Annotated in this window: 13 protein-coding genes and 1 other RNA gene; 5 read left to right on the top strand and 9 right to left on the bottom strand. The window is 61.2% G+C overall.

Going from position 1 to position 14,030, the window contains the following annotated elements; all coding sequences use genetic code 11:
• The first annotated feature begins 18 nt into the window (after positions 1–18).
• Positions 19–2,187, top strand: a complete 2,169-nt coding sequence (locus tag C6Y62_RS01395) for an ATP-binding protein (RefSeq protein ID WP_173952499.1) — start codon at positions 19–21, stop codon at positions 2,185–2,187.
• A 41-nt stretch (positions 2,188–2,228) separates the two neighbouring features.
• On the opposite strand, the gene pssA is transcribed toward C6Y62_RS01395, so the two are convergent.
• The 9 genes from pssA to C6Y62_RS01440 form a co-directional block, all read right to left on the bottom strand.
• Positions 2,229–3,116, bottom strand: a complete 888-nt coding sequence (gene pssA / locus C6Y62_RS01400) for a CDP-diacylglycerol--serine O-phosphatidyltransferase (RefSeq protein ID WP_420844143.1) — start codon at positions 3,114–3,116, stop codon at positions 2,229–2,231.
• A 92-nt stretch (positions 3,117–3,208) separates the two neighbouring features.
• The gene (locus tag C6Y62_RS01405; protein ID WP_173952500.1) at positions 3,209–3,922 is read right to left on the bottom strand and encodes a phosphatidylserine decarboxylase; all 714 of its coding nucleotides are present in this window, start codon (positions 3,920–3,922) and stop codon (positions 3,209–3,211) included.
• 87 nt (positions 3,923–4,009) lie between these two features.
• Complete coding sequence (locus C6Y62_RS01410; RefSeq protein ID WP_173953037.1) at positions 4,010–5,470, bottom strand: Do family serine endopeptidase; 1,461 nt, start codon at positions 5,468–5,470, stop codon at positions 4,010–4,012.
• Between the two features lie 448 nt (positions 5,471–5,918).
• Positions 5,919–6,104: a DUF2065 domain-containing protein gene (locus C6Y62_RS01415; RefSeq protein WP_068460629.1), complete on the bottom strand. Its 186-nt coding sequence runs from the start codon at positions 6,102–6,104 to the stop codon at positions 5,919–5,921.
• Between the two features lie 19 nt (positions 6,105–6,123).
• Positions 6,124–7,011 (bottom strand): protease modulator HflC, encoded by an 888-nt coding sequence (gene hflC, locus C6Y62_RS01420; RefSeq protein ID WP_173952501.1) that lies wholly within the window; start codon positions 7,009–7,011, stop codon positions 6,124–6,126.
• Between the two features lie 2 nt (positions 7,012–7,013).
• The gene (hflK, locus tag C6Y62_RS01425) at positions 7,014–8,168 is read right to left on the bottom strand and encodes an FtsH protease activity modulator HflK (protein WP_173952502.1); all 1,155 of its coding nucleotides are present in this window, start codon (positions 8,166–8,168) and stop codon (positions 7,014–7,016) included.
• A 231-nt stretch (positions 8,169–8,399) separates the two neighbouring features.
• Positions 8,400–8,909 carry a dihydrofolate reductase gene (locus tag C6Y62_RS01430; protein WP_173952503.1) on the bottom strand — a complete coding sequence of 170 codons (510 nt, stop codon included), beginning with the start codon at positions 8,907–8,909 and terminating at the stop codon, positions 8,400–8,402.
• 15 nt (positions 8,910–8,924) lie between these two features.
• Positions 8,925–9,776 carry a thymidylate synthase gene (locus tag C6Y62_RS01435; protein WP_173952504.1) on the bottom strand — a complete coding sequence of 284 codons (852 nt, stop codon included), beginning with the start codon at positions 9,774–9,776 and terminating at the stop codon, positions 8,925–8,927.
• 79 nt (positions 9,777–9,855) lie between these two features.
• Positions 9,856–10,554, bottom strand: coding sequence for a CPBP family intramembrane glutamic endopeptidase (locus tag C6Y62_RS01440; RefSeq protein WP_157066643.1), 699 nt, complete (start codon positions 10,552–10,554; stop codon positions 9,856–9,858).
• 232 nt (positions 10,555–10,786) lie between these two features.
• Between C6Y62_RS01440 and ssrA the strand changes: the two genes are divergently transcribed.
• From ssrA to C6Y62_RS01460, 4 genes are all read left to right on the top strand, one after another.
• Positions 10,787–11,186: a transfer-messenger RNA gene (ssrA, locus tag C6Y62_RS01445) on the top strand.
• A gap of 74 nt (positions 11,187–11,260) precedes the next feature.
• A complete protein-coding gene (locus tag C6Y62_RS01450) occupies positions 11,261–11,974 on the top strand; it encodes an SspB family protein (RefSeq protein ID WP_173952505.1) in 714 nt (237 codons plus the stop codon).
• A gap of 253 nt (positions 11,975–12,227) precedes the next feature.
• Entirely contained in the window at positions 12,228–12,611 is a 384-nt protein-coding gene (locus C6Y62_RS01455) for an antitoxin Xre-like helix-turn-helix domain-containing protein (protein WP_173952506.1), read from the top strand.
• On the top strand, positions 12,571–13,344 hold the full coding sequence (locus C6Y62_RS01460; RefSeq protein WP_173952507.1) for an RES family NAD+ phosphorylase: 774 nt from the start codon (positions 12,571–12,573) through the stop codon (positions 13,342–13,344). Before C6Y62_RS01455 ends, C6Y62_RS01460 begins: the two co-directional genes overlap by 41 nt.
• Positions 13,345–14,030: the final 686 nt, after the last annotated feature.

Consider the following 14,030-nt stretch of genomic DNA (forward strand, 5'->3'; position numbering starts at 1 on the left):
CCAGGCGAGGGCCGAAGCATGCCCACAGCTGACAAATCAATCGGCCGCATCGTGTCGGTTACCGGCTCGAAGGCGATCGTGCTGCTCGACAGCCAGCCGGGCGGCGTGGTCAACTTCCGTGACCGCCCCGACATGGGCACGCTGCTGGCCATCGACACGCCCAACACTGTGGTGCTTGCCATCGTATCGGCGCTCAGCGTTCCTGTGCCGGCGACGCGCGAGGACGAAGCAGAAATCTGGATCGCAGAACTCGGCCTTGTCGGCGAACTGTGGCGCGATCAGGAAGGCAATGCCACCATCTTCGCGCGCGGCGTCACGGCCTATCCTTCGCTTGGTAACCGTGTGCGCGTTGCATCCAAGGCGGAACTGAGCGCGGCCTTCTGCGGCGATCCCGACCGCTCGGTGCGCATCGGTTGCATCCGCCAGGATAGCACCATCCCCGCGATGATCCGCGTCGATGACCTGCTCGGCAAGCACTTCGCAATTCTGGGCACGACCGGCACTGGCAAATCTTGCACAACCGCGTTGATCCTGCGCTCCATCCTTGAGCGCAACCCGGCCGCGCACATCGTGCTGCTCGATCCGCACAATGAATATGCGACGGCGTTTGCCGAATGGGCCGAGGTTATCAGCCCGCGCAACATGCAACTTCCGTTCTGGCTCCTCAACTTCGAGGAAGTCGTCGAGGTCCTGATTTCCGATCAGTCTCGCAAGGCCGAAATCGAGATCCTGCAGGAGCTGATCCCGATTGCGAAGGCGCGCTACAGCGCCGGCCGCTCACGCGAAGCGCTGCGCCGTGCTGGCGTGCCGGAACAGGTGCGCTTCACCGTCGACACGCCTGTGCCCTACCGCATCTCAGACCTTACCGGTCTGATCGACGAGCGCATGGGCAAACTCGAAAACAAAAAGGATCTGTCGCCCTATCGCCAGTTGAAGCTGCGCATCGACTCCATCTCACAGGATGCGCGCTATGCCTTCATGTTCGGCTCGCTGACGGTTTATGATGGCATGACGCAGGTGCTGTCGCGCATCTTCCGCGTGCCGGTCAACAACAAGCCGATCACCATCGTCGAGCTGACCGGCCTGCCGACCGAAATCATCAACGTCGTCGTGTCGGTTCTTGCCCGCATGACCTTCGACTTTGCGCACTGGAGCGAAGGCAAGGTGCCGCTCAACATTGTTTGCGAAGAGGCGCATCGCTACGTGCCCGCCGCCGATCACATGGGCTTTGAGCCGTGCAAGCGCGCCATCGCCAAGATCGCCAAGGAAGGCCGCAAGTACGGTGTCTCGCTGTGCATCGTTTCGCAGCGTCCGGCCGAGGTTGATCCGACCATTCTCTCCCAGTGCAACACCGTGTTCGCGCTGCGCATGTCGAACGACCGCGACCAGGAGATCGTGACGTCCGCCATCAGCGATACCGGCTCGGGCCTGCTGGAATTCCTGCCGTCGCTTGGCCAGCGCGAAGCTCTGGCATTCGGTGACGGCGTTGCGCTGCCAGTGCGCATCAAGTTCGACGAACTTCCCGTCGGCTGCCTGCCGCGTTCGACAACGGCGCGCTTCACCGAGCATTGGCAGCGATCGGTTGGCGACGATGGCTTCCTCGAAAACGTGGTCGAGCGGTGGCGGTCATCCGACATCAGCGCAGTTGGCGATATCACCGGATCGGCCAGCTTCAGTGCTGAAGAATATACGCCGGACGATGACGAGGCCGATGAGGATGCCGGCTCGTTCAGCAGCGCTGCAAGCGCGCCCGCTCCATCGCCTGCCGCTGCTGCGCCGCGTGTAAGTGATCCCTATCGTCAGCCGCGCGCAGCCGTGCCTCCGGCCGAGGCCACGATGCCTTCCGCCGATGCAACGGCACAATTCCAGTCGCCGGCTGCGCCGGAGCCATCGTTGCGGCGACCACCGTCGAGCGATGCTCCGCCCACCCGCACTGCGCCCGCTGAAGCCGCGCGCGCATCCGGCGGAGACACGCCACTAGCCGGGCAGCCCGCCTACGCGCCGTCACGGCTATCAACACTTGCCCAGCAGGCCGCTGCCGCACCGCGCTCCGGGTTTGCTCAGCGCAAGGAAAATACACCGCCAGCCGACGCGCAGGAAAATGCGCCACCAGCCGACGAGCAACGCGAACAGCCCTCCACGCTGAAATCGTTGCGCGAGCGGTTGATTCAGCGGCAGCAGCGCTGACGCGCCGACGGCCGCGCAGAATTTGCAGCGAGCTGTGTCTATCAGCCGTGCTTCTGCGGATCGCCCTGGCGCATAGACACGATGCGATGCGGCGGCACGGGCTGCGCATCAGCCGGCTCGGCAGGCGCTGTGGCAAGCGTCTGACGGAAGCGCCGCCAGCTCAGCGGGACGGTCAACAGATAGATGATGCTGGCACCGGTCAGAGTTCCGAATGGATACGTGACCAGCAGCGCCACCACGCCGACCGCCAGAATAAACAGCGGCAGCACATACTCGCGCGAAATACGCTCGCCCAGCAGCTTGCCGGAGAATGTCGGGATGGTCGACACCATCATGAAGGCGATAGTCAGCGTATAGACGAGCACCACGTCCAGCACATACGGCGATGAGCGGATCTCTCCGAAGCCAAGGTGCTCGATGTAAACCGGCAGCAGCACCACAATGGCGGCAGCGGGCGTAGGCATGCCGGAGAAGTAGGCTGTCTGCCATTTCGGCTTGTCGTCATCTATCGCCACGTTGAAGCGCGCCAGTCTGAGCGCGGAAGCCAGCGCGAAGATCATCACGCAGATCCAGCCCAGACTTTTAAGATCGCCCAAGCCCCACGTGAAAATCAGAAAGGCGGGCGCCACACCGAAGTTCACGAAATCGGCGAGGCTATCCAGCTCGGCGCCGAAACGCGACGAGGCCTTCAACAGGCGCGCGACGCGGCCATCGATGCCATCCAGCAGCGCGGCGAATACGATCAGACCCAGCGCCAGCTCGTAGCGACCCTCAATCGACATGCGAATAGAGGTCAGGCCCGCACAAAGCCCCAGCAGCGTGAAGAAGTTTGGCACCAGCATGCGCACCGGCACCCGCTGCTGCCGGAACATCGACGCGCGGCGGCGGCGGCGTGTTTCACGCTCCAGCCGGGGAATGATCGGATCTATGCCCAACAACGCCTCCTACCGCGCATCCTGCTGAGAAATTATGCTGCGTGCGGCCGATCCGGAATGATCAGGATCTGCCGCACGCATATTTATCAGTTCCGACGTGCAACGCGCTCGGGCTCAGCCGACTGCAGATCAGCCAGGATCGTCTCACCCGCGACTGCAGTCTGCCCGATCGCAACCAGTGCATGGTATCCCGGCGGCAGATAGACATCCACGCGCGAGCCAAAGCGGATCAGACCCAGCCGCTCACCCGCCGCTACGTTGTCACCCTCATGGGTGAACGGCACGATGCGACGCGCGACCAGACCTGCAATCTGAACCACACCGATCTCAACGCCATCCGGCTTCTGAATGATCATCACGCGGCGTTCGTTTTCCTCGCTCGCCTTATCGAGTGCCGCATTCAAAAATGCACCCGGCACATAGATCGAACGGGCGATGCGGCCTGATACCGGCGAGCGCGTGATGTGAACGTTGAGCACGCTGAGGAAGGTGGAGATACGCACGCGCGGCTCCGGGCCAAGCCCCATTTCGATCGGCGGCGTCACCGTCTCGATGGCGGCGATGCGGCCGTCAGCTGGCGCGATGATCAAGCCCTCGCGCAACGGTGTGACACGATCAGGGTCGCGGAAGAAATAGGCGACGTAGAGCGCGGCGATCACGAACAGCCAGCCCAGCGGCTCCCAGATCATGAAAAACACCAGCGCCAGACCGGCCGCAATCGCGATGAACTTGTAACCGTCGCGGTTCACCGGCGCGAGGCTGTCTATGATGGTGTCGATAAGACCATGTCTGTTGGACACGAACTGCTCCTAGCTATGCATTTGCCGACCGGCGTACGCCCTACGGTCGCTGAGTTAATCTTTTGCCTGACGCTATTGTGGCGACGGCTATTCCAGTGGCACCGACACAAAACGGTGCGCACCGTTGGCATCTTCCAGCTCAAGCATGATGGTTGAGCGGTTGCCCTTTTTCTTGATGGTCTGCACCCGCCGCACGACATCCTTGGGGCTGCGAACCGGCTCGTTGGCAGCCTGAACGATCACGTCGCCAGGTCGAATGCCGCCGGGAACAGAACTCTTCGGGTCAACGGCGGTAACCACCGCTCCAGTGATATCCGCATCCAGCTCGAACTTCTTGCGCAGCTCGTCCGTCAGCTCGGCAAGCTTCATTCCCAACAGCTCTGTTTCCGCAGTCGCCGCGCCACCTTCTCCATTGGCAGCTGGCGCAGCGGCATCGGATTCATCAGCCAGACGACCAACAGTGACCTGCAGGATCTTGCGCTCGCCGTTGCGCAGCACTTCCACCGGCACAGTCCTGTCGATCGGCGTACGTGCCACCAGCTTCGGCAAGCTGCGCATGCCGGCCACCTGCTCGTTGTCGAAACGCAGGATGACATCGCCCGGCATCAGGCCAGCAGCCTCTGCGGGGCCGCCCGGTGTCAGCGCCGCAATGACAGCGCCGACGTTGTCAGGAATTTTCAGCGACGCGGCGATGTCTTCGGATACGGACTGGATCTTCACGCCCAGCCAGCCGCGACGCACTTCGCGAAATTGCGTGATTTGCTGCACCACCGGCACGACTGTGTCAGCGGGTACCGCAAAGCCGATACCGATAGAGCCGCCAGTCGGCGAGATGATCGCCGTATTCACGCCGATGACCTCGCCATCCATGTTGAACAGCGGTCCGCCCGAGTTGCCCTTGTTGATAGAGGCGTCGGTTTGCAGATAGTCGTCGTACGGGCCGGAGTTGATGTTGCGCGCCTTGGCCGAAATGATGCCAAGCGTGACGCTGCCGCCGAGGCCGAACGGATTGCCGATAGCCATCACCCAGTCACCGACGCGAATGGCGGCCGACGAACCGAACTTCACCGCCTTTAGCGGCGCCTTCGGCTTCACTTTCAGCACCGCGATGTCGGTCTTGGTATCGCGGCCCAGCAGCTCGGCCTTCAGCTTCGAGCCATCGTGCAGATTGACCTGAATTTCCTCAGCGCCATCGATCACATGGTTATTAGTGACGATGATGCCTTCCTTGCCATCGACAATGAAGCCGCTGCCAAGCGAGGAGACCATGCGGTCCTGAGCCGAGCGGCCGTTGCGGTTGTCGAAGAACTCATCAAAATATTCGTGATAGGGGGAACCCTTCGGCACGCTTGGGAGCGGCAGCCCCTGAGGGCCTTTGATCGCCTGACTGGTGGAAATGTTCACCACCGCCTCGATCAACTGCTCGGCAACCGGCGCGACCGATTGCGGGCCACGCTGCTGCGCGCCAGCCGATCCGCTGCACAGAGCGCCGCTTGCGATCAGCGTGAGGGCAAAGAAAGTGAACGCGCCAACCTTGCGGCATGGCATCTCGCTCGGCGATCGCCGCCGGGGCGAACCGAACATCCCTGGCAGCCCGCCAAATAACCGCTCGCGTCCGCTCCGCGCTGCAAGCGACCAACGACCAAGCACCGCCAACTGGTTCATGCTCTCTGCCTCCCGCCGGCGTCGGTCCCGTGCCGGCCGATTCATTGGCCTTTTACTTGCCACCGTAGCCCGCGCAAGCGGCGGATTGAGCACAATCGATAAACTCTTTCGTCCCGCCACGCGGCACCGGACTAAGCCCGGTCGCACCTTAATCCAGAACGCTAACCTCAACCGGTGCGAAGCACTTGCATCGAGAGTAATACGGAACAGTCGCGGCAAGTGGATGGCAAGCCTGACCGGCTGTCAACGAGACCTGCGGACAAGACGCGGAGCCGTGCGCGCAGTCAATTGAGCAAACTTCGCACCCAGCCTTAGCAAACGCTTCGGCCGGTCAGCCGCGGATCAACCATACCAAGGCCAACCCGCCGAGCACTGAACACCAGCCCGCCGTCTTCACTGTAGACTGCGGAAGCGACGCCACAGCCTCGAGCATGCGGTTGGCCAGATCGGGAACGAGGGCCCACAGGAGGCCCTCGATCACCAACACCAGTCCTAGTCCGACAACAAGGTCGCTCATGCCCAGCTACTGGCCCTAATTACTGGCCAGCGGCTGTCGGCTTCTTGCCGTGCGGATCAGCGAAGTACTTGAAGAACTCGCTGTCGGGCGAGATCAGCAGCCGCGTATCCGACGACTTCAGACCCTGCTCGTAAGCCTGCATGGAGCGATAGAATTCAAAGAATTCCTGATCCTTGCTGTAGGCCTCGGCATAAATCTGGTTACGCTCGGCGTCACCGGCACCGCGAATTTCCTCGCCCTTACGGCTGGCTTCGGCACGGATCACGGTTGCCTCACGGTCGGCGGTAGCGCGGATGCGGTTTGCTTCAGCGGTACCCTGAGCGCGGAACTCGGCAGCTTCCCGCTGGCGCTCAGCGCGCATGCGGTCGAACACCGAGTTGGAGTTCTGCTTCGGCAGGTCGGCCCGCTTGATGCGAACGTCAACCACTTCAAGACCGAAGTCGGCGCCCTCCTTGTTCACCTGCTGCGCGATGCGCTTCATCAGCTCTTCGCGCTTGTCGCGAACAACATCCTGGAAGGTTGCGCCGCCAAGCACACGCCGCAGAGCCGATTCAACGATCGGGCCGAGGCGCGATCGTACAGCCTCCTGATACCGCAGCGTCTGGTAGAACTTCAGCGGATCGACGATGCGATAGCGAGCAAAGCTATCCACCACGAGACGCTTCTGGTCCGACGCGGTCACTTCCTGCGGCTGGCTGTCCAGATCCAGGATGCGCTTGTCGAACACTTCAACGGTGTCGATCAGCGGCAGCTTCCAGTTCAGGCCAGGCTGGGTAACGACGCGCTTATGCTCACCGAAGCGCAGCACAAGTGCCTGCTCGTTCTGGTGCACGATAAACGCTGAGGTGTAGATGCCGACGGCCGCCAGGCCGAGGGCGATGACGATAATGGCGAGGAACGCGCGCATGATCAGTTGCCTCCCTCGTTGGATTCATCGCTTTTGGGGGTTCGATTCTGCAAGCTGTCGAGCGGCAGATAGGGCACCACACCCGCTCCCGCACCCTTGCTATCGAGAATGATCTTGTCGGTTCCGCCCAGCACTCTTTCCATCGTCTCCAGGAACATACGGCGACGGGTAACTTCCGGCGCGTTCTTGTACTGATCATAGACCTGCGTGAAGCGCGAAGTCTGACCGGTGGCGTCGTTCACCACCTGCTGCTTGTAACCCTCAGCACCCTGCAGGATGCGATCAGCCTGACCGCGAGCCTCCGGCACCACCTTATTGAAGTAGGAGTAAGCCTCGTTCTGCAGACGCTCCTGATCGGCGCGTGCAGCCTGAACGTCACGGAAAGCGTCGATGACTTCAGCCGGCGGATCGACCTTCTGCAACTGCACCTGATCCACCTGGATGCCGGCGCCGTAGCTGTCCAGCATGCGCTGCATCAGCGCTTGCACGGCCTCTTCGGTCTTCTGGCGTTCCTGCGTCAGGATCGGCTGAATCTTGGACTGGCCAACAACCTCGCGCATTGCGCTCTCAGCCACTTCCTTCACCGTGGTGTCAGGATGCTGGATGTTGAACAGATACTTTTCGGCGTCGCGGATGCGCCAGTAAACCACGAAGCTGATATCGACGATGTTTTCGTCACCCGTCAGCATCAGGCTTTCAGCGCGCTCATCACCCGTGGCAACCCGGCCGGAGGAGCGTACGCCGATTTCGATGATGTTCTGACGCGTCACCTTCGGCAGATAGATTTCATCGATCGGGTAAGGCAGACGGAAGTGCAGGCCCGGCGGATACTTCTCGATGAACTTGCCGAAGCGCATCTGGATGCCGAGTTCATCCGGATTGACGCGGAACGTGAACGCCTGCCAGCCGATGACGGCGCAGGTTATCGCCGCGATGAGGAACAGCAGCGGACCGGGAACGCCGCCGCCATGCATGACCTGTTTAACCTTGTCCTGGCCACGCTTAATCATTTCTTCGAGATCGGGTTGGCCATCGCCGCCACCGGACGGACCACGGCCCCACGGACCGCCGCCATTGCCACCGTTGCCGCCGCCACCGCCGCCGCTTTTCCAGCCGCCGCCACCGCCGCTGCCGCCACTCTGATTATTCCAGGGCATATATAGAAGTGTCCTTCGATTCTTTAACGCTGCGCCGCAGGCCGAATTGCCCAGCCGGCACCGGTGAAAGCTTCCGGGATTGCGCGGGAAGCCAGGGGGTGCTCGCTTATATGACAGGGTTTCCCCGGATCGCAAACGCGCCGAATAGATTTGGGGCCCCTGGTCAGTCGTTCAAGCTGAATTTCACGACAATAGTTTCAATATTAAGACGACCGATTAACTTGACGCCGCTCAAGAATGGCGCCGTTCAAGAACAACCAGCGTGGCGGTAAAATCATCGTTGGGTCCCGCCGGCAGATCCTCACGGGCGCTCTCGGTCCACCCCGTCCAGTCCGTAGCCGGAAAATAAGCATCGCCCGTTGGCGCGCCATGGACATCGGTGCGGTAGATCCGGTCGGCAATCGGCAGCGCGGCGGCGAAAACGGCTGTACCGCCGATAGAGGCAATCTCGTCGACGCCACGGCGCGCGGCACATTCCCGGCCGATGGCCAGCGCGGTTTCAAAATCCGCAGCCATGATCGCACCCTCAGGACGATAATCCGCATCGGTCGACAGCACGATGTTATCGCGCCCATCCAGCGGCTTCTTCAGCGATTGAAATGTGCGCCGCCCCATGATGAGCGGTTTGCCCATCGTCAATCGACGAAACGTTTTCAGATCCGAAGAAATGCGCCATGGCAGCGTGCCATCGCGGCCAATGATGCCGTTTTCAGCGATTGCCACTACGATTGAAACAACCATGCCGCGCGCAAACTCCTATACCGCCACATCGCCCTTGATGTGCGGATGCGGGTCATAGCCCGTCAGTTCGAAATCCGAAAATTCGAAATCAAAGATCGATTTCACATCTGGGTTCAGCTTCATCTGCGGCAACGGACGCGGCGCGCGCGAAAGCTGCTGCTCCGTCTGCTCCAGATGGTTCAGATAAAGGTGCGCATCACCGAAGGTGTGCACGAACTCACCCGGCTTCAGACCCGTCACCTGCGCCATCATCATCGTCAGCAACGCGTATGAGGCGATGTTGAATGGCACGCCGAGGAAGATGTCGGCCGAGCGCTGGTAAAGCTGACACGAGAGCTTGCCGTCCGCGACATAGAACTGGAACAGGCAGTGGCACGGCGCCAGCGCCATTTTATCGAGCTCTGCCGGATTCCAAGCAGTAACAATTATTCTTCGACTATCGGGGTCCGATTTCAATGTTCGGATCGCGTCAGAAATCTGATCAATTACTTGTCCGTCAGGACCCTGCCATGAGCGCCATTGAGCGCCATAGAGGGGGCCCAACCCCTCGAAAGGTCCAACTTTTTGCTCAGGTCCCAGCATTGGGTCTTCAGGGAAATAAGACCATTCCTCCCGCACCCACTCATCCCAGATATGAACCTTGTTATCGCGTAGATAGCGAATGTCTCTATCGCCCCGAAGGAACCAGATCAGCTCATGGATGATGGAGCGCACGTGCAGCTTCTTCGTCGTCACCAGCGGGAAGCCGTCGGCGAGGTCGAAACGCATCTGGTGGCCGAACACGGAAAGCGTGCCCGTGCCGGTGCGGTCATCCTTGCGCACGCCGTGGTCGCGCACCCGGCGCATGAGATCGAGATATTGTTGCATCGGCTTTTATATAGGTCGATTCCGGAGCAACGCAGTCACTGCGCTGCCCTCCCGCAGACCCATGCACGGGTATTTGGTCTCATCCGGCCTGAACCGCTGGCGGCAGCGTGACGAAATAGAGAGCCACCGCGATCACTCCGTTATAGACGGCATGGCAGAAAATCGTGACCCACGCGCTGCCCGTGCGCACCAGCAGCCACGAGAAATAGAAGCCGATCACCAGCACCTCGATGAGCCCGAAGACCGAATAGCCGAAATGCAGCGCCGTCCACAGCAGTGCGGTGAGAATACCGGTGCCGATCAGACCGAGCTGAGATTTCGCCAGACCGGAATAAAGGAAGCCGCGGAACATCAGTTCCTCAGAGAGCGGGGCGCCAATAGCGATGGCGATAAACGCCAGCAGCGCCGCGTCGCTCTCCAGCAACTCCTTGAAGATGCGCAGATCGCCGATCAGCACGTCCGGCGCCAGCCACAGGATCAGCGCGGTCCAGATGCCGGTGACCGCGAACATCGGAATGAGCGCCAGCCACATCACGCGCCAGCCGCCGCGCGGCTTACGCAGTGCCAGCACCTCCCATCGATCGGAGCCGAAGAAGCCGGCGGCGACAATCGTCAGCACGATAACGCCGACCTGCAGCAATATCAGCTGCAGAGCCAGCGCGAATTCCGGTGAACCAAAGTGGCCGGTTCCCGCGCCGAACACCTGATCGGCGACGACGTAAACCATCCCAGCAAACACCGCAGCGATGCCAAAGATGACGCCGGCTGCCGGCAACACCGACCATGCCGGCCATCCGGTGCGCGGAACGTAGGCTGGGCCCGATGCAGCGGCATGCGCAGGCGGATCGGTGTTTTCAGATGGAACTGTCAGCTTCCCGTCCCCCGGTCGAAACTATGAAGATCACGTGCCGTTTTCGGCCCGTTGTCCGGCCTTTGATCGGCGCCCGCATGCTTACCAATTGCTTGCGAAGATACAGCGTTGTCATATCCGCAGACTGCGCGGATGAAGCAGGCTTTTTTTCTGGCGCGTCTGGCTCTATATTCACAATGCTGGATTCGTCCAGCTATGGCGATAAACGCGGTCGAAATAAGCCGTTCGGACCCGGGGGCGGTACCCGGCGCCTCCACCAATTTCTCCCTGCCGCACTGTGCGACCGTCTCCCGCAGGGGAAAATGGCCGCTATCGGCAGGGAACCATGGGGGCGAACTAGGATCGACGAAGGTGTAAAGGGCTTAGCTTTTGCTCGGCATGGTTCCGCCGTTATCGGGCCGTTCAGAATAGTTGCAAATGACAACTATGCTGAGGCTGCTCTCGCTGCGTAATGCGGCGCGAAATGCCTAAACTAAGTCCTTGCCCTTAGCCGGGTAAGGCGCGGTCCGGAGGGCACCGGGCAACAGAAGCCCTCCATTCAATAACTCGCGCCGTGCCAGCCTTTATAGGATACGGCCGGGGGTGCGTTAGCCGGGGACTGACAGCGAGACCGATGGCGGCTGAGCCAACGATCGACTACGAGACCTTAACCCAGGACGCCATGCGTGGCGTCGTGCGGACGGTCCTTGCCCAGGCGGCCAAAAACGGTCTGCCGGGTGATCATCATTTCTATATCTCCTTCGACACCACCGCCTCAGGCGTCGTGCTGTCGAAACGGCTGCGGGACAAATACCCCGCGGAGATGACAATCGTACTTCAGCATCGCTTCTGGGATCTGCTGGTCTCCGACGCGGGCTTTGAGGTGAAGCTGACCTTCGACGGCATTCCCGAGCGGCTTGTTGTGCCCTTCAGCGCCATTCGCGTCTTCTTCGACCCGAGCGTGCGCTATGGCATGCAGTTCGATGGCCCCGATGGCGGCGAGCCTGAGCTCGACCAGGACGACGCCTTCACGCCCCGTCTGGCGGGCAATCCCGACGAGCGGGCCAATGGCGGCCGGACTGCTACCTTGCGCTCAACAGCTCCCAAGAAACCTCGGGTGCCACGCAAGTCTGGCTCCGGTTCCAAATCCGACGCTCCTGGCGGCATCGATCAGCCGACACCTGCTGCGACCACATCTTCGCAGCCGGAACTGAAGGGCGCGCCGATGTTTGAATCGGTCTCCATCAAGGATGATGAGAGCAAGACGGCTGACACGCCTGCCGCCGCTTCAACCGGCAACGGCAGCGGCGCTCAGATCGTCAGCCTCGACGCCTTCCGCAAGAAATAATGGGAAGGCGCTGAACGGCGCCTTTTTCCCGTTTCCCCTCGCTTCCCCCTCTCCCGGCTCATTCTCTTTACCTTTGCGTCTCAGCAATCCGGTTGCACCGACGCAACCGGCGGCCGACGCCTGCCCTGTCTGCCCGGCCGTCCCAGGTCGGGGCGATGCGGGGTGCGCGTCCTCGGTCACCAGAAGAATCGCTCTCACAGCTCTTTCCATGGAAAGATATGTCGCATATTCTTTCTCTGGAACGGAGAGTGATATGCCTGCCCGATCTCAGATTGCCATCGCGAAACCTGAAGCTGGCCCTGTGGTCACCAAGGCGGTTGTTCGCGCGGCGGATCAGCTAGGGCTTTCGGCTCGCACCGTGGCTGGCGTCATCGGCGTCAGTGAGGCAACTGTATCGCGCATGAAGCGAGGCAAGTTCGCCCTCGAGCCACAAAGCAAAGCTTTCGAACTCGGCGTGCTGTTCGTCCGATTGTTCCGGTCGCTGGATGCGATTGTCGGTGGCGACAATGCCGTTGCTGCGAAATGGATCGCTAACCCCAATCTGGCTCTCGATGCGCGCCCCGTTGAAAAGATGCAAACCGTGAGTGGCCTCTTCGATGTCATCGCCTACCTGGACGCACGTCGCGCTATCAACTGAGTTCCAGCGCTATGACAAGGCTTGCTGGCGTCTCGTCGAAGCTCAGCACAAGGTGTCTACACTCAAGCTCACTGACACGCTGGCCGAGCAATACCTGCTTGAAGAACTGATCGAGAAGACCAAACCGGTCATCCCGCCGGAATGCAGGCACCTCGATTTTCTATTGGCCACACCATTTCGCTACGACGCCGTCTACCCGAAAGGATCGCACTTCCGACGGGCGGGACGTACACCGGGCGTCTTCTACGCCGCCGAAACGTCGTCGACGGCGGTTGCCGAACTGGCGTTTCATCGCCTCCTGTTCTTTGCAGAATCCCCGGATACACCCTGGCCGCTCAATCCATCGGAATACACCGCGTTCGGTGTCGAGGTCGCATCCGACCGGCTGCTGGATTTATCACGGCCGCCGCTGGTGTCCGATTTCCACGTCTGGACCGATCTGACCGACTACACCGGCTGTCAGGCATTTGCCGACGCAGCCCGCACGGCCGGAGCTGAGGCCATCCGCTACCTCTCCGCACGCGACCCTAACAAGGGCTGCAACGTGGCCATTCTAAACTGTGCAGCGTTCGCCAAGTCGGCCCCTGTCGATCAAGAGACATGGCGCATGCGGTTCAGCGCCCACGGCGTGCTGGCGCTGTGCGAAGCTCCCGTCGGAGCGCTTGAGTTTCCGCGCGATACATTCGCCGCCGATCCTCGCATCGCGGCGCTGAACTGGGTGCGTGACGCTTAACGGCGCCCTGCTGCGACCGATCCACATTGCGCCACACCGCAATTTCCGCCCGCCTGCGTGACCAGCAGCCTCGCTACATCGAGCCGCATTAACCGTGAGTGTCGCCGCATGCGGGCGATCGTCCCCAGCTTTGCGGCGAGCCGCACGACACTCATCCGAAGCTGAATGCCGCCTGCGGATGCAGCGCGTATTCCGTTGCGTCGTTCGTTCAGGAACACGAGCGGCGTGGCCGCGACGGATACTTGGGCGCGGGAATTATCTGCATGGTGACGCCATTGCGCATATCGATATGCACGGACCGAAGCGCGCTGCATCCATGTGCACGTCCCGTGAACTGGACCGGCACACCCCTATTCATGAGCGAGACGTGCCAGCACCCGAACAATTTTATCGATCGGCGTCTCGACGCGACGCGCTGCGCTCATCCACGGCCGACAAGTGCTGCAAACGCCCTATTTCACTGCAAAACCGGACATCGATGTGTGCGCTGGCGAAGTATTGCGCCGTAATGATGCGTGATCGCGCGGGGTGCTGCGGCGCGTGTTTCGAAGTGCGTGATGCTGCACGCAACACTGCGATGCACGCCGCCTCGCACATCACCGATGCGTAGCGCAGAACGCGATCAACGACGCCGTCAGCAACGTATCACGTCATGCGTAGCAAGCATCGAGACGTGCATCTCAGAA

Source organism: Hyphomicrobium sulfonivorans, assembly GCF_013306565.1.
GTDB lineage: Bacteria > Pseudomonadota > Alphaproteobacteria > Rhizobiales > Hyphomicrobiaceae > Hyphomicrobium_A > Hyphomicrobium_A sulfonivorans.